At 65.0% G+C, this 14,888-nt stretch carries 13 protein-coding genes; 7 read left to right on the top strand and 6 right to left on the bottom strand.

The window, feature by feature from the left end; genetic code table 11:
• The first annotated feature begins 9 nt into the window (after positions 1 to 9).
• Positions 10 to 996, top strand: coding sequence for an RluA family pseudouridine synthase (locus XnspCFBP7698_RS01155; RefSeq protein ID WP_104580679.1), 987 nt, complete (start codon positions 10 to 12; stop codon positions 994 to 996).
• Between the two features lie 154 nt (positions 997 to 1,150).
• Here the strand turns inward: XnspCFBP7698_RS01155 and XnspCFBP7698_RS01150 are convergent, their stop codons facing one another.
• From XnspCFBP7698_RS01150 to XnspCFBP7698_RS01135, 4 genes are all read right to left on the bottom strand, one after another.
• On the bottom strand, positions 1,151 to 2,950 hold the full coding sequence (locus tag XnspCFBP7698_RS01150) for a DUF3300 domain-containing protein (RefSeq protein ID WP_123137231.1): 1,800 nt from the start codon (positions 2,948 to 2,950) through the stop codon (positions 1,151 to 1,153).
• Positions 2,951 to 3,192: 242 nt separating this feature from the next.
• Positions 3,193 to 4,011 carry a zinc transporter ZupT gene (zupT, locus tag XnspCFBP7698_RS01145; RefSeq protein WP_039409112.1) on the bottom strand — a complete coding sequence of 273 codons (819 nt, stop codon included), beginning with the start codon at positions 4,009 to 4,011 and terminating at the stop codon, positions 3,193 to 3,195.
• Positions 4,012 to 4,221: 210 nt separating this feature from the next.
• Entirely contained in the window at positions 4,222 to 4,644 is a 423-nt protein-coding gene (locus XnspCFBP7698_RS01140) for an energy transducer TonB (protein ID WP_104580677.1), read from the bottom strand.
• Positions 4,641 to 4,997 carry a 4a-hydroxytetrahydrobiopterin dehydratase gene (locus XnspCFBP7698_RS01135; RefSeq protein ID WP_039409115.1) on the bottom strand — a complete coding sequence of 119 codons (357 nt, stop codon included), beginning with the start codon at positions 4,995 to 4,997 and terminating at the stop codon, positions 4,641 to 4,643. The genes XnspCFBP7698_RS01140 and XnspCFBP7698_RS01135 overlap by 4 nt, the downstream gene beginning before the upstream one ends.
• A gap of 88 nt (positions 4,998 to 5,085) precedes the next feature.
• On the opposite strand from XnspCFBP7698_RS01135, the gene XnspCFBP7698_RS01130 reads away from it, so the two are divergent.
• The 5 genes from XnspCFBP7698_RS01130 (at position 5,086) to XnspCFBP7698_RS21505 (ending at position 11,483) form a co-directional block, all read left to right on the top strand.
• A complete protein-coding gene (locus XnspCFBP7698_RS01130) occupies positions 5,086 to 5,685 on the top strand; it encodes an NfuA family Fe-S biogenesis protein (protein ID WP_039409117.1) in 600 nt (199 codons plus the stop codon).
• Positions 5,686 to 5,698: 13 nt separating this feature from the next.
• Positions 5,699 to 7,486, top strand: coding sequence for a transmembrane repetitive protein (locus XnspCFBP7698_RS01125; RefSeq protein ID WP_104580676.1), 1,788 nt, complete (start codon positions 5,699 to 5,701; stop codon positions 7,484 to 7,486).
• A gap of 109 nt (positions 7,487 to 7,595) precedes the next feature.
• Positions 7,596 to 8,246 (top strand): TraX family protein, encoded by a 651-nt coding sequence (locus XnspCFBP7698_RS01120; RefSeq protein ID WP_104580675.1) that lies wholly within the window; start codon positions 7,596 to 7,598, stop codon positions 8,244 to 8,246.
• A gap of 472 nt (positions 8,247 to 8,718) precedes the next feature.
• On the top strand, positions 8,719 to 11,214 hold the full coding sequence (locus tag XnspCFBP7698_RS01115) for a TonB-dependent receptor (protein WP_199680079.1): 2,496 nt from the start codon (positions 8,719 to 8,721) through the stop codon (positions 11,212 to 11,214).
• Between the two features lie 122 nt (positions 11,215 to 11,336).
• A complete protein-coding gene (locus tag XnspCFBP7698_RS21505) occupies positions 11,337 to 11,483 on the top strand; it encodes a hypothetical protein (protein WP_158255450.1) in 147 nt (48 codons plus the stop codon).
• Positions 11,484 to 11,666: 183 nt separating this feature from the next.
• On the opposite strand, the gene XnspCFBP7698_RS01105 is transcribed toward XnspCFBP7698_RS21505, so the two are convergent.
• Both XnspCFBP7698_RS01105 and XnspCFBP7698_RS01100 read right to left on the bottom strand, forming a co-directional pair.
• Complete coding sequence (locus tag XnspCFBP7698_RS01105; RefSeq protein ID WP_233548899.1) at positions 11,667 to 12,818, bottom strand: MFS transporter; 1,152 nt, start codon at positions 12,816 to 12,818, stop codon at positions 11,667 to 11,669.
• 29 nt (positions 12,819 to 12,847) lie between these two features.
• On the bottom strand, positions 12,848 to 13,159 hold the full coding sequence (locus tag XnspCFBP7698_RS01100; RefSeq protein WP_146093233.1) for a hypothetical protein: 312 nt from the start codon (positions 13,157 to 13,159) through the stop codon (positions 12,848 to 12,850).
• Positions 13,160 to 13,734: 575 nt separating this feature from the next.
• Here XnspCFBP7698_RS01100 and XnspCFBP7698_RS01095 point away from each other — a divergent pair.
• On the top strand, positions 13,735 to 14,817 hold the full coding sequence (locus XnspCFBP7698_RS01095) for a DUF1376 domain-containing protein (RefSeq protein WP_123137230.1): 1,083 nt from the start codon (positions 13,735 to 13,737) through the stop codon (positions 14,815 to 14,817).
• Positions 14,818 to 14,888 lie beyond the last annotated feature (71 nt).

Here is a 14,888-nt window from a genome sequence, read left to right as displayed (position 1 = left end):
AAGAGCCGGATGACCGACCCCCAGCCCCCCAAGCCGCCTGCCGACCGTGTGGGCGTGCGCATTCTCAAAGTTCCGGAAGACCGTGCAGGGCAGCGGCTGGACAATTTCTTGCTTGGCCAGCTCAAGGGCGCGCCGCGCAGCCTGATCTACAAGCTGGTGCGCAGCGGCCAGGTGCGGGTGAACGGCGGGCGGGCCAAGGCCGAACGCAAGCTCGAGGGTGGCGAAGAAGTGCGCATCCCGCCGGTGCGGGTGAACGAGGAGGGCGACAAGGCCGCGCCACCGTCGTCGTTCCTGGCCCGGCTGGAAGCGGCCATCGTGTTCGAGGATGCGCGGCTGCTTGCGCTCAACAAGCCGTCCGGGGTTGCCAGCCATGGCGGCAGCGGGATTAGCTTCGGTGCCATCGAAACCCTAAGGGCGTTGCGGCCGAATCAGACCCTGGAACTGGTACACCGGCTCGATCGCGATACATCCGGCCTATTGATCGTGGCCAAGAAGCGCTCGGCGCTGACCGAGCTGCAGGCCTTGATGCGCGAGGACGACCGCGTCGAGGGCCGCGGCATCACCAAGCGCTACCTCACCTTGCTGGTCGGGCGCATGCCCGACGGCGTGATGACGGTGGACGCGCCGCTGCATATCGGCCTGCGCCAGGGGGGCGAGCGGCATGTGCAGGTGAATGCGATCGGCAAGCCGTCGCTGAGCCATTTCAAGTTGCTGGAACGGCGCGGCGGGCACTCGTATTGCGAAGTGCGCATCGAAACCGGCCGTACCCATCAGATCCGTGTACATGCCCAGCACCTGGGGCACCCGGTGGCCGGCGACGACAAGTACGGCGAGGCCGAGGTCAACAAGCGGCTACGTGACCAGTTGGGCCTGAAGCGGCTGTTCCTGCACGCGGCGTCGCTGGAGTTCGCGCTGGATTCCGGCAAGACACCGTATGTGCTGAGCGCGCCACTGGCGCCGGAGTTGGCCGAGGCACTGGACCGCCTGGGCCGCTGACGCAGGGGGTGCTACGCCAGCGGATCACTGCAGCCCTGGCTGACCGGAGTCAGCCAGGGCCTGTCGCGTAGCGAAAGAAGGCGACACATGGGACGCCAGCTTCGGCTCCTTCCCTCGACGTGTATGACGGCTATGCGATGACGAGACAGCCGCCTCAGCTGTCGTGACGACGCTCGTGATGCGGCGGCGCCTGTGCATGCGATTGGGACGGCCGAGGTGCCGGCGCACGATCTGGGGCGGCGCGGGGTGTGGCGAACGTGGCGACGCGCTGCGGACGCTGCTGCGCCTGAATCTGCATCAGCGGGCGTGGCTCCGGACGCGGCAGTTGCACCGGCAGTTGATGTTCCGCCCGTGGTGGCATCACGAGCGCGGCTTGCTGGCGAGGCGCCACGCGGGGGTGTTCCCGCAACTGAGGCGGCCGGGGCTGCAGTGCTGCCAGCGTGCGCGGCGGGATGTCGTGCATGTTCCGGGCGGTAAACGCCTCGCGCGGCGACAGGGTGGGACGAGCCGTTTCACGAGCCGGCTCACTGGCAGGGCGGGTAGTACCCACAGGCAGCGCCTGATGTGCCGGCAGTGGTGGCATGCGCGCCTGAGCGACCGGCGACTCGCCTGTCCGCATTGCCGGAGGTTCGGTAGCGGGCGTCGGGTGCGGCGTGGTCGCTGGGCGCGCTGGCGACGGCAGGCTCACAGGCACGGGCTGCGGAGCTCTCGCGGCCACCGGGCGTCCTGCCTGCAGCATCTGCGCGGTGAAGTGCGGTGCGGACAGGTGCGCGAGGTCGGGCGCATGGTGCAGGTCGGCGGGCAAAGGCGCCAGTGCGGTTGGCCGCGGCAACGTACCGAGTGATGCTGCAGCCGCTGCAGTCGGCATGGCCGTGCGCGCCGCGGGCGGGCCTGCTTTCGCAACCTCCGGTCCCGGCACAGGCGTGTAGGTCGTGTTCGACCACTGACGCTGGTCCTGCTGGTGCACAGAGGACCGCGCATCCACAACGGTGGTGTGGTTGTTGATGATGGTGGTACGGGGCGCGTAGACGCGATTCTGGTAGACCACGTAATGCGGTGCGGCTGGTGGCGCGTTCCAGTCCACGCCCCAGCTGTTCCAGCCCCAGTGATGCCACGCCGGCGCTGGCGTGGCCCAGCCGAACCAGCCGTGGTGGTGCTCCAATGCGCTGCCGACCAGCACACCGACGCCAAACGACACCGCCCCGACGGTCGCCACATCGCCCTGGTCATACCAACGCGCCGGGTGGTAGCGGTACTCGCGATACATATCTACCGGCGCTCCGTACACCACCTCCGGGTCATAGCGCGGCACATACACCACCTGCGGTTGCGCAGGCTCGATGGTGATCACCTGCGAGGGCGGTGGGACGCGTTCTCCGTCCAGGACCGGCGTTACCACGAGATGCCGGGCGACCTGGACCTGCTGCTGTGGCGTGCTGCGCAGGTGGCCGCTGGCTTGCGCCCGCTGGCGCATGATCTGCACCGCGTCGAGCACGTCGTTCGGGTCATGTGCATAAGCCTCGCCCAGTGCGCGGGTCCAGTCGAGATTGCCGGCCAACTGGTCCACGACATCGGGGAAGGCGGTCAAGGCCTTGACGCTGGGGTCCCAGGGCTGCGCGACGGTAGCCTGCGCGCGGTCGGCGGCTGTCAGGGCGCGGTTGCTGCGCAACCAGTCTTGCGCCGTGAGTACCTGGTCGGGATAGACCGACGCCGCCAGCGTCTGGGCCAGCAGCTTGTCGGGAAACAGGGCGATCGGCGCCACCAGTCGATACAGCTGGTCGGCGGTAGGCGCGGTGTAGGCCGGTGCCGTCGGCGTAACGGTGGCCGAGTCGGTCGGCATCGCTGTGGGTGTCGGCGACGGTGCGCTGCGTTGGCAGCCGCTGAGCGCCAGTACACCGCTCGATGCGAGCGCCAACGCCCAGGCAAGGCGCCCCCGTGACCATGTGCGTTGCATGCGGCACCTCGCTGTGCACGCGTGGATGACGCGCGTACCATGCGCCGCATTCAATGTCTGGAAGCTGGCTGACGGGCGGGCGATTGCCAGGCTGCGCGCCCATGTTCAGCCGCCATGCGGATTGCCGAAGTGGCCGGCCGTCAGCGTGGGTGGACCGTCATCCTGTGCGCTGCGAACGCCACGTTTCGATCCTTGCCCAAGTCTCCTGGCGGCGTGGCAGTGCTCGATCGCCTACTCCGTACTCAAGGCGTTGCGAAGCGGAACAACACCAGGCTGATTGCCAGCGTACCCATGCCCGAGACCAGGCCGTAGACGGTCTCGTGGCCCTGCGCATAGCGCTTGGCGGCCGGCAGCAGCTCGTCAAGGGCAAGAAACACCATGACCCCGGAGATCAGCCCGAACACCGCACCGAACACGGCGTCGGACAGCACATTGGACAAGGCCAGATAGCCGATACCCGCACCGATGGGTTCGGCCAGTCCGCTCAGCAGGCTGGCGCCGAAGGCATAGAACTTGTTGCGTGTGGCGAAGTACACCGGCACCGCGATCGCGATGCCTTCAGGGATGTTGTGGATGGCGATGGCGAACGCCAGCGGCATGCCCACTACCGGGCTCTCCAGGGTGGCGAAAAACGTCGCCAGACCTTCGGGGAAGTTATGCGCCGTGATCGCAATGGCAGTCATCAGGCCAACGCGCCGGATGTAGGCACGGTTGTCGTCGCGGAACTGCGGGTCGTCCGTGGACAGGCTCTGGTGCGGGTTGGGCACCAGTCGGTCGATCGCCATGATCAACAGCATGCCGCCCAGGAAGGTCAACGTGCCGAAGGTGAAACCCAGCTTGTCGTTATAGGCGCTGGAAAACGCCGCGATCGACTTGTTGAGGATTTCCGACAGCGACACATACACCATCGCACCGCCGGCGAAGGCCAGCCCGAACGCGAGCAGCCGCGGATTGGGCTTTTTGGCGAACACCACCATGAGGCTGCCAAGACCCGTGGCCAGTCCCGCGGCCAACGTAACCGCCAGCGCGGTCCAGACGTTCTGTGATGACACCTCAAGCATGCGATGCGACGACCTCGTGGAATGGAAAGCGCTCCTGCGGCAGGCACGTCACGTGCGTGGTCGCTGGCGGCAGCAGGATGGCCATCCACGGATGACGAACGCGTGCTGTCGAAGGCGACCGTGCGGGACATGAACGCCGGGCAAGGCCCATGGGCGCGCTGCCTCATGTAGGCGGCAGCGAGCGCCTGCGCCCGCCGCCGATCAGCCCCTTCAGCTGCCGCGGCGTGCGCGTTCTTCGATGGCGAAGCATTCGTCCGGGCGCGGCACCGGCGGCTTGAACGCGACCGGCACCTGGATGGTCTGTGGCACCGGCTGCCCGTTGCGGGTGGCGGCCTTGAACTTCCACTCGCGCACGCGCTTCTGGGCGGCCTCGTCCAGCACCGGCTGGCCGCTGCCCTGCGTCACCGACACATCGGTCGGCGTGCCTTCGGTCCCGACGACCACCCGGAGCACGGTGGTGCCGCCGACGCCGGCGCAGGCCAGCTCGGGCGCATATTCGGGCGGCGGCGTCTTTATGGCGGCAAGCTCGGTGGGGGCCACGGTAGGGGTGGTGGCCTGTTGCGGAGCTTTGCCGCAGCCGCTGAGGCCGGCCGTCAGGCAAAGGCCGGCGAGCGCAGCGCGAAACATGGTCATGCAGTGACTCCCTGATCGTAGAGTTGCGCGGTCTTGGCCGCGCAGATGAAGTCGTTTTCACTCAGGCCGCCCACGTCGTGGGTGGAATAACGCACCACGACCCGGTCGTAGTGCACGCCCAGGTCGGGGTGATGGTCTTCGCGATGCGCAATCCAGGCCAGCGCGTTGACGAAGGCCAGGGTGCGGTAATAGTCGGCGAAGCGGAACGTGCGGGTGATGGCCGTGCCGGCTTCGCTCAGCTCCCAGCCGGGAACCTGCGGCAGCAGCTCGGCCAGGCGTGCTTCGCCAAGCTTGTGATCGCTGCCCTTGCGCGGAAGGCAATGGGCCTGCTCCAGGGGAATCAGATCGGTCATGACGGTCTCGCAGGGGTGGCGGACGGCGCACCCGCCAGGATCACGGTGTTCCATGAGCGAGGGCGCATTGAGCGGTAGAATAACCCGCATGATCCAGATATCCGACAAAGCCCAGACCTATTTCCGCAAGCTCATCGAACGCGAAGGCGTGCCCGGCATGGGCGTGCGCCTGAGCGCGGTGGACCCGGGAACCCCGCGCGCCGATGCCCGGCTGGAGTTCGCCGAACCGGCGGACCTGAGCGGCGACGAGTGGGCCATCGACTGCGATGGCTTCACCTTGTATGTCGTGGCGGCCAGCGTGCCGTGGGTGGATGGCGCCGAGATCGACTACGTCACCCAGTCCACCGGCAATCAGCAGCTCACCATCAAGGCGCCCAAGATCAAGGGCGAGGCACCGGCGGAGTCGGCCTCGATGGTAGAGCGCGTGCGCTGGGTGGTGGAGAACGAGATCAACCCGCAGCTGGCATCGCATGGTGGACGCGTGGCGGTGCAGGAAGTCTCGGCCGATGGCGTGGTGCTGCTGCGTTTCGGCGGCGGCTGTCACGGCTGCGGCATGGCCGATGTCACCCTCAAGCAGGGTATCGAGAAGACGCTGATGGGACGCGTACCCGGCGTGATCGCGGTGCGCGATGCCACCGATCACGCCACTGGCGACGCCCCGTACATTCCGCGCGACAGCGCGGCCTGATTCCGCACCACCGGTGACAACGGCTGCCGATCTGCTGCAGGCACTGCGCGCGCGCATGCCGGGCAAGCTCATTCTGGATCGGCGTACCGGCCTGCCGTATGGCTGGGGTATCTGGATGGGCAACCGCGCACAGGCCGCTGCGTCGTTCAACGATGGCCAGCTGACGGATGTGCTGCTGGCACGGGCACAGCCATCGCAGCGCCAGGTGAGCGGCGCAGCCATCCTGTCGCCATTCCAGGCATTTTGCAGTCTGTGGTGGCAGCACTGGGACCCGCGTCCGAAGGATCAGCGTCGGCAGCACTGGTTGGCGTTGCTCGGCAGTTTTCTGATCCACCTCGGTTTCGTTGCGCTGCTCGTCTGGGTGGTCACCGTGCGCTGGGCGCCGGATGACACCAAGCCTGGCGATGAATCGCGGGTACGCATGACCTTCATTGGCGATGGCGCGGTGGAGCAGGGCGGTGGTGCGGGGCAACCTGGATCTGCGGCACCGGCTACGGCGTCTGCTTCAGCGCAAGCACATGCATCGGTGGCAGCGGGCGAACCAACTCCATCGCCGACGCAGGCGCAGCCGGCTGCCGATCCGGTCGAAAGCTCCAGTACGGCACAGATGCAAAACGAGGCGCCGGAGCCCGCGGATGCGGTCAGCGAACCGGTGACCGCGGATGTTCCGCAAGTGACCGTGCAGGTACCGCCGGTGACGATCGAATCCCCGCTGCAAGTGACCGAAACGCCGGTGGTCACCAACGAGTTTGTCGTGCCACCGCCACCAACGATCACGCTGACGCCGCGTGCCATCGAACGCGCGGCGCCGCAGGTCGAGGTCCGTCAACGCGACATCCAGACAGTGACCGAGCGCCCGCAGGTTCGCGAACTGAAACGTCCTGCTACCGAAGTGGCGGTGCGCACTGCCGATGCGCCAACGGTGCGCGAGCGCGACGTCGTCATACCCGAGCGCCCACAAGTGCCGGCGCCGGCCGCACGCGTGCGCGAGATAGCACCGGCGGTGCGCATGCCCGACGTCGCGGTGCGCACCGCAGAGTTGCCGAGCGTGCCGGAACCGGCGCCTACGCCTGCGCCTGTGGCGGCGGCACCTGCGGCGCAAGCGGCGCCTGCCGATGCTTCCCCGAGGCAGATAGCCGCCGCCGCAGAATCGGTGCAAGCGGCAGCGCAGTCGCAGGCCAATCCCTCTCAGCCCGAGCGTTCCAGCAGCTCGGCAGCATCGTCAGCAGCTAAGCCGGCAGCCGACCGCAATGCCGGCCCGAAGCCTGCCGACCGCAGCGGCGGATGGGATGTCGCCGCCAATGCAGACGACTGGAGCAAATCCGACCGCAACCGCCGCGGCGAAACCACCGGCGGCAATGGTCGGCGCGATGGCATGTTCAATAGCGACGGCAGCGTCCGCGTGGCCGGGACCGGCGATGCCGGCAGCGGCGCTGGCGATCGCGGGCCGCCCGGCAGCGACACCGACACCTGGACCCGCGACCAGATCGCCCAGGGCGGCACCTGGCTCAAACGGCCGCCGTACGGCTACACGCCGACCTCGCTGGACAAGTACTGGATGCCCAACCAGACGCTGCTGCAGGAATGGGTGCGCCGCGGCCTGAAAAAGATCGAGATCCCGATCCCGGGCACCACCACCAAGATCAGTTGCGTGGTGTCGCTGCTGCAATTCGGCGGCGGCTGCGGCCTGAGCGACCCGAACCTCAACGACCAACCAGCCACTGCAAGGCCGCCACCGGATGTGCCGTTCAAGCGGGAGCTGCAGGAGGACAAGGGTACGCTGCGACGGAGTGGCGAATGATCGTGCGCCGTCTCCCGTTCCGCCGAACACCTGACGATGGGGCGGGGCGACGAAGCCCCTCGCTGGCACGCTCACGCACGCAGCCGAACCGGCACGGCGAACCGCCGCAATGACCAGCGGCGGCCGTGAATTCTTGAAATGGCTGGCTGCCCTCTTCATGACCGGCGACCACGCGCTCAAGATCCTGGGAATTGGTTACGTGCCGGTCGTGACCGAGTTGGGGCGCGTCGCGTTCCCGCTGTTTGCGTTGGTTCTGGCCTACAACCTCGCGCAGCCCGATGCCGACGTCGAAAAGTCGGTCAATCGCTTGTTCGTGTGGGGCCTGGTCGCCATGCCAGTAGCCGCGATCGCGACGCAGACGGTGTTTACGCTCGATGTCCTGCTGTCCTTTGCATTGGCTGCGGTCTGCATTCTCAGCATCGAGCGCCGTCGCTGGGTGTTTCTGACGGTGTGCGCCGTGCTGGCGCCGGTGGCAGTCGATTACCAATGGAGCGGCCTGGCAGTGGTGCTGGGCGGCTGGGTGTACTGGCGCAATCCATGGCACCGGCGATTGCCGAAAGGCGTGTCAGCGCTCTTGTTGCTGGTACTGCCGGTGTCCTCGCTGTTTTTCATCAACGGTAATTTCTGGGCACTGCTGGCGATACCGTTGCTGACGCTTGCACGCCTGCGCATTCCCGTGCCACGCACACGCAGGGCGTTTTATTTCTACTACGTGGGTCATCTGATGGTTCTCACGGGGTTGTCGTACGCAATGGTTTGAGAAACCCCCTCAAGTCGGCCCGGAAATTCAGTATTGCGCGACGGCCGACAATCAGACTGGCGCGTGTGTCGCCCATGGGCGGGACGAGCTGCACGATGCACTCCACAGCGCGGAAGAGCAGGGCGCGCTCCACCGAATGACAGCAAAAAATAACGGCATGGCTCCGTGCCGGGAGGAATGCGTACTCAACTGCAGAATCTCGCCTCGGGACAGCGTCAGCGCACTGCGGCCTCCGACGAGCAAGTTGCAGCTACAGACGCAGCGCATGCGCCGACAGCGGGCTGAGCCGCACCGCGCTGCTACACTTATTGTTACAATATAACCTAATATTTCATTGGGGAAAGTCGTGCAACCTCAGGCTTTACGCGTGGTAGGTGTTCTGTCGGTGGGATTGATCGCGGCAACGCCGGGCGCTGCGCAGGAACTGGGCGCGGCCCGGGCCGGCTCGGTCGATAAGGAGCTGGACGCGGTCATGGTGAGCGTTGGCAGCCGCTTCGGGGGGCGGTCGCTGACCGAGTCGCTGACGCCGGTAGATCTGGTGTCGCGTGAGGAATTGGAGCGTAACGGGCGCGTCGACCTGCTGCAGATGCTCAAGAGTGAAGTGCCGAGTTTCAACATCCCGCGGCCCATCGCGTCCGGTGCGGGCGATTACCTGATGCCGCCTTCGTTGCGTGGCCTGGGGCCGGGCGAAGTGCTGGTGCTGATCAATGGCAAGCGTCGCCATACCTCGGCCGATCTCAACGCGAGCAATGGCATCGGCCGCGGCGACATCTCGATCGACTTCAATGCCATTCCATCGCTGGCGCTGTCTCGCGTCGAAGTGCTGCGCGACGGCGCGGCGGCCCAATACGGCTCGGATGCGATTTCCGGGGTCATCAACCTGAGCCTGGACCGTTCGCTGCAGAGCACCGCGCACACGACCTACCAGACCACTGCGCGAGGCGATGGCGACACCTATGAGGTCGCCGCCGGTACCGGGTTTCGGATCGGCTCCGAAGGCGTGCTGCGCGTGACAGCGGCAATCCAGGACATCGGTGCCACCGATCGATCGCGCCCGGACACTCGTCAACAGTACTTCGGCACGACTGCCACTGGCGCGTTGGTGACGCCATCCGGCAACTTCGGGTCCGGCATCGGCCTGACGCGCGCCAATGGAACGCGCGACCCGCGCGAGGCACGCTTCGACCGCGATGGAGCCGCGTTCCTGGGCACACAGCCCAGCACCAATCGTCAGCTGTTCTACAACCTGGTGATGCCGGTGTCCGATGCGGTGGAGATGTATTCGTTCGGCGGCCACAACCGACTGGATGGCGACATTACCTACTTCTTCAGGCGCGCAGGGCAGGACGAGACCGTTCGTGCGATCTATCCCGATGGCTACAGCCCGACGCTGGATACCGCCATCGACAATACCTCGATCGCTGCAGGGCTGCGCGGGCACGACCTGGCCGGATTCGGCTGGGATCTTTCGACGGTCTACGGCAACAACACACAGGACCTGACCTATGCCAACAGCGTCAATGTATCGCTCGGCGCCCAGTCGCCGACGCGCTTCTACCGCAACGGCGCCGAGTTCGATCAATGGACCACGAATCTGGATCTGAATCGTGAGATCGCCCTGGGGCATGCAAATTCATTGCGGCTGGCGTTGGGTGCGGAATACCGCTACGAGAGGTACCGTCTGTTCACCGGCGCCGAGGAAGGCTACATCAACGGCGGCGTCCCGATCCTGGACGGCCCGAATATCGGTCGCCCATCGATCCCGGGTGCGCAGCCCGGTCCGAGCAACGGGCCGGATGACACTGCGGACCTTGACCGACGCAGCCAGGCTGTCTACGCCGAGGCGGAACATTCGCCGATTGATCGCCTGCTGTTGAACGCTGCCGCGCGCCACGAACACTATTCCGATTTCGGCGACACCACCAATTTCAAGGTGGCCGCCCGTGTGGAATTCAATGCGCTCGTCGCACTGCGCGGGTCATACAACACCGGCTTTCGGGCACCGGCCTTGGCGCAATCCGGCTACAACGCCTCCAACACGCTGATACTCAATGGATCGCAGGCGATCGTGCGGGTGGCCGCAGTGGATACGCCAGCCGCGCGCCTGGCCGGAGCCTCCGACCTGAAGCCGGAGACGTCCCGCAACGTGTCGCTGGGCACGGTCTTTCAGAACGGCAACTGGTCCGCATCGTTGGACGCCTACCATATCGAGCTGCGTGATCGCATCGCGATTTCCTCGACGTTTCAGGATGCTCGCCTTACAAACTATCTGGCCGCCAATGGCCAATCCGGCTTTGCCGCGATCTCCTTCCTGACCAATGCGGTGGATACGACCACCCGCGGCCTGGACCTGGTGGTCAACTACCGACGCGTCTTCGATGAGGGCTCCGTTCTGACCGGCACGTTTGCCGGCAACTACAACAAGACCGAGTTCGATCAGATTGCCGGCACCCCCGCGCCGATCGCCGCGTTAGGCATTACGACGCCACTGTTCGACTTGACCCAGCAGCTGCGCTACTCCGACAGCCTGCCGCGGGACAAGCTGATGTTCAATCTGAACTACACGCATGGGCGCGTTGCGGCCAGCATGACGAATACGCGCTACGGCAAGGTCTCCACGGTTGCGATGACGGCCAGGAACGCAGCACAGGTGGCCGCGCTCACGCCCGGCTACGACACCCGCCTGGTCGCCGCCTCTGCCAGCACCTACGATGTGATTCAAACGTTTTCTCCGAAGGTCATCACCGACCTTGAACTGTCCGCACAGGTAACGCCCGCACTGCGTGTCAGCCTGGGCGCACAGAATCTGTTCGATATCTATCCTGACGAGAATATTGCCTCCACCGTGGCAAGCGTCGCGGCGGGCAGCAACGGTTCGGATAACGCAGGGATGCATCCTTACAACGCAACATCGCCCTTCGGCTTCAGCGGACGCACCGTGTTCATGCGCGCAGCCCTGACGTTTTGATTGAGCTGCCAGGTGATGGCAAGTCGATTGGCGCCGCGGACGCCGGTAATGCATCGGACATGGGCGGATTTCGCCTGCGAGGTCGCAGTTCGAAAGCAGCGGTCAGCGCGCTGCAGGCATCCTTGCAGAACGAATTCGGCATTTTCACTGTCGTGCGCAGCGACCTCACCAGCGGCTCCTGCAGCCGCGTGACGCCGCAGGTCTTTACACCGGCCAGTCATCTGCTGGCGTTGGCCGACGCTGTCACGGCGATTGCTGCACGTGCCTGATCGTTGCAGTGCCCGCAGCCGGCCCCTGTGTTGATGGGTGATGCGATGCCGGGCGGCTTGCGTGGAATGCGCTGCCCAGGCAGACGGAGTTTCTGCCGTATCGCGTTCCTGCGACAAGCGGGGCAGACGTGCCGAGCCCCGGCCGTCGTTGTTGACGCGGGTAGGGAGGAAGGCCAGGGACGTTTACTTTGCCAGCCTGCTGAGCAAAGGTGCGGCGGCAGCCACTGCCAGCAGTGCGATTGCAACTCCGATCAGCGCCGTGATCAAGCCGGCACTGTGCGAAACAAATCCGATCAACGCCGGCCCGGCCAGCACCCCTGCGTAGCCAAGCGTTGTCACCGCAGGAATCGCAATGCTTTCAGGCATTGATCGTTGCGATCCGGCCATCGAAAACAACGCCGGCACGATGTTGGCGCATCCCACACCGATAAGCCCGTATCCGACCAGCGACACCTGCCAGACAGAGACCAGCGTCGCGATCAGGAAGCCAGCCGCGCCTATCAGGCCACCCACCATGATCGATGAGGTGCGCCCCAGGCGTTCGACCAGCGAGTCCCCGAAAAGCCGGGTAACGGTCATCGACAACGAGAACACCACATATCCCAGACCTGCGTGGCTTGGCGCGACATGGCGTGTCTCGGCCAGGAATACCGCGCTCCAGTCCAGCACCGAGCCCTCTGCCAGAAATGCCACGAAAGCCAGCAGACCGATCAGCAGCACGATCCCGCTGGGCACCGCAAACGTCGGCCCGGCGTGTTCGAGCGTGTCCGAACGCCAGTGACGAGCAGCCACTGCCGTCAGCACGGCCATCGTCGCAACCGCCAGCAGTGTCGTGGCCAGCAGTGCAACACCTGCGGCCAGCATGAGCGTCATGGCACCGGCGCCAACGAAGCCGCCTATGCTGTAAAACGCGTGGAACCCGGACATCATCGTGCGACCGCTGGCGCGCTCGACAGCAACGGCCTGGATGTTCATGGTGCAGTCCATCGCACCGATTGCGGCGCCGAAGAAGAACAGGGTTATTCCAAGCCAGAACGCGCCGTTCGCAAGTCCAAGCATTGGCAGCAGCGCCAGCATCACCACCGTGGTAAAGACCATGATGGTTCGACAGCCCTGCTTTGCGGCCAGCGCGCCGGCGAGCGGCATGGCGATGAGCGAGCCGGTGCCTAGGCAGAGCAGCACCACCCCAAGTGCGGCATCGTCGAGGCCTGCGTGCGTCTTCGCGAAAGGCACGATGGTGGCCCACACGGCAGTGATGAAGCCTGGCAAGAAGAATGCAGCACGCGTGGCGTGTTGTTGCGCGTTGGGCGATGCGGGCATGGTGGTAGAAGGCATAGTAAAAAGGGGGAGGGCACTGGTCTGTATCAGGGCGCGACCGCGGAGCTGCGCAGAACCAGCGAATGCGGATGTGCCGCCTCGCGCCAGGCCGGTGGCATCGGTTCGGTGACCGCATCCAGCAGTACATCGACTGCAGTGGTTGCCATCTCCTGGATTGGCTGGTGCACGACCGTGCCGGTAGCCGGCCAGGCGTTCGCCGCTATCGTCATGGCCTGATGACGGCCTGTCGGTCCGGTGATGAAGGTAATCTCTCGGTGCCCCAGTGCGATCAGTTGGATGGTCAGCTCATCGGCTGCGCATTTGTCGTCGATCCTGACGGCATGTATGTCATTGAGCAATCCTGCTGCTGCAAACGCCACTGCCGGCAAACGCAGCTGTCGAATAGGCTTCAGCCTGCGAGCAATTTAGCAAATCGAGGTATCAGCACCAGAGCTTCGGCGCCTGCAGCGAGCGCCTGGGTCACCAGGACATCGGCATCGTTGACTCCTATAACGGAGGCGTCGCGCACCATGAGCTGCGTGCCGCGAGCATTGGCAGCATCGGGGGGGCAACCAGCACTTCCGTCAAAAACGGCATGCGGGTATCCGGATAAAGCAGCGCAATGCGTGTTCGTGCTGCGCCGGTGAGCCACTTGGCTTCATTATTGTTTGGTGGCCGCCGCACATTGCTGCATGTGGAGTGAGCGTCCATTTTTACATAATATACATTGGCTTACACGCTAAGCCTTTGATCTATCACGCGGGGCCATAATTCCGCGCTCGAAAAGTTGAAGTCTGGACGCCGGCAAGGAACGCACGGTGATCCGAGAAAAAGCTACGTTGCCCGGCCAGGGCACGATATCCCCAGTTGAGCAAACGAAGCGTATCGACCCTCGTGGCTCGGTACACGAGGCGCGAGTTTCGCGGGGGCATTCATGACCGCCCGCGAACCAATGGTGCCGGCCGACGTCGATCTGCGCGGAATGCCGTACATGCCGCTGGACGTGAACCGCCTGCGCGATAGCGGGATGGCGATCAAGGCATCCGGCGATGAGTTCCGGGCGGCAATCCTGCTTTGGTGTGCGTGCTGGCATGAGGTGCCGGCCGCGAGCCTGCCTGATGACGACGAAATCTTGGCCAGCTACGCCGGGTATGCACGCAACTTGCGGGCGTGGAAGCGCTTGAAAGTCGGCGCAATGCGAGGCTTTGTCCTCTGCAAAGATGGCCGCTACTACCACCCATTGATCGCCGACAAGGCTGCGCAAGCGTGGACTGAGCGACTTGAATTTCAAGGCATGCGTGAGAACGACCGTCTACGTAAAGAGCGCGAGCGGCAGGACCGTGTAGATATCTTCGGCAAACTCCGGGCTTATGGCGTTGTCCTTCCATACAACACGCCGACCGGCAAATTGCGAGAGCACCTAGCCGATCTTGAAGCGCCTGCCGATGGTCACGGAAAAGTCACCGTGACAGGTCACGCACAGGTCACGGCTAATAAGGGAAAGGGAAGTGAAAGGGAGAGGGAAGGGAGAGGGAAGGGAGCTTTAAAAGCGTCTTCTCCAAACAATGCGAGCGCTGAGAAACCACTAGAGGACGCGGCTGATCTGGCGCGCGTGCTGCGTGATATGGGCTGGAGCGAATGCGCTGACGGGCATCCAGACCTGATGCAGGCCAAGGCCGAGGGCATTACCGCCAACGACATCCGGGCGGCAGCCGCAGGCAAGAGTGGCAAGCCGATCCGGTACGTGGTCAATCGAGCGCGTGGAATGCGCGACGATGCAGCCGAGTCAGCCGGCCAGCCTGGCAACGTCGTGCACATCAAGACAGCCGAGCAACAGCAGGCCGACGAGGCCAAGCAACTGCGTCGTGCACTCGACGACAAGATTCTGCAGGTGCAGAACGATCACCGCCTGGAGCTGATCGACGACGTAACCCGCGACCAACGCGTTGCCGACATCCGCGAAGCGATCGCAGATCTGGACGCGATGGTCAGCACCGCGAAGGAGGCTCGCTCGTGATCCGTTCTCCCATCGAATTGCGCGCAACCACAGTTGTGCCGCCCCGCGTCCATGCCTCTCAACGCGTCCGC

This window comes from Xanthomonas sp. CFBP 7698 (genome assembly GCF_003600855.1).
In the GTDB taxonomy this organism is placed as follows: domain Bacteria; phylum Pseudomonadota; class Gammaproteobacteria; order Xanthomonadales; family Xanthomonadaceae; genus Xanthomonas; species Xanthomonas cannabis.
The sequence above is the reverse complement of the archived record's forward strand: the minus strand, read 5'-3'. Positions and strand labels throughout refer to the sequence as shown.

Bases quoted from the DNA above. Each gene is read 5' to 3' on its own strand.
- XnspCFBP7698_RS01155 (WP_104580679.1), top strand. From the start codon at position 10: ATGACCGACCCCCAGCCCCCCAAGCCGCCTGCCGACCGTGTGGGCGTG.
- XnspCFBP7698_RS01150 (WP_123137231.1), bottom strand. From the start codon at position 2,950: ATGCAACGCACATGGTCACGGGGGCGCCTTGCCTGGGCGTTGGCGCTC.
- zupT (WP_039409112.1), bottom strand. From the start codon at position 4,011: ATGCTTGAGGTGTCATCACAGAACGTCTGGACCGCGCTGGCGGTTACG.
- XnspCFBP7698_RS01140 (WP_104580677.1), bottom strand. From the start codon at position 4,644: ATGACCATGTTTCGCGCTGCGCTCGCCGGCCTTTGCCTGACGGCCGGC.
- XnspCFBP7698_RS01135 (WP_039409115.1), bottom strand. From the start codon at position 4,997: ATGACCGATCTGATTCCCCTGGAGCAGGCCCATTGCCTTCCGCGCAAG.
- XnspCFBP7698_RS01130 (WP_039409117.1), top strand. From the start codon at position 5,086: ATGATCCAGATATCCGACAAAGCCCAGACCTATTTCCGCAAGCTCATC.
- XnspCFBP7698_RS01120 (WP_104580675.1), top strand. From the start codon at position 7,596: ATGACCAGCGGCGGCCGTGAATTCTTGAAATGGCTGGCTGCCCTCTTC.
- XnspCFBP7698_RS01115 (WP_199680079.1), top strand. From the start codon at position 8,719: ATGGTGAGCGTTGGCAGCCGCTTCGGGGGGCGGTCGCTGACCGAGTCG.
- XnspCFBP7698_RS01105 (WP_233548899.1), bottom strand. From the start codon at position 12,818: ATGCCTTCTACCACCATGCCCGCATCGCCCAACGCGCAACAACACGCC.
- XnspCFBP7698_RS01095 (WP_123137230.1), top strand. From the start codon at position 13,735: ATGACCGCCCGCGAACCAATGGTGCCGGCCGACGTCGATCTGCGCGGA.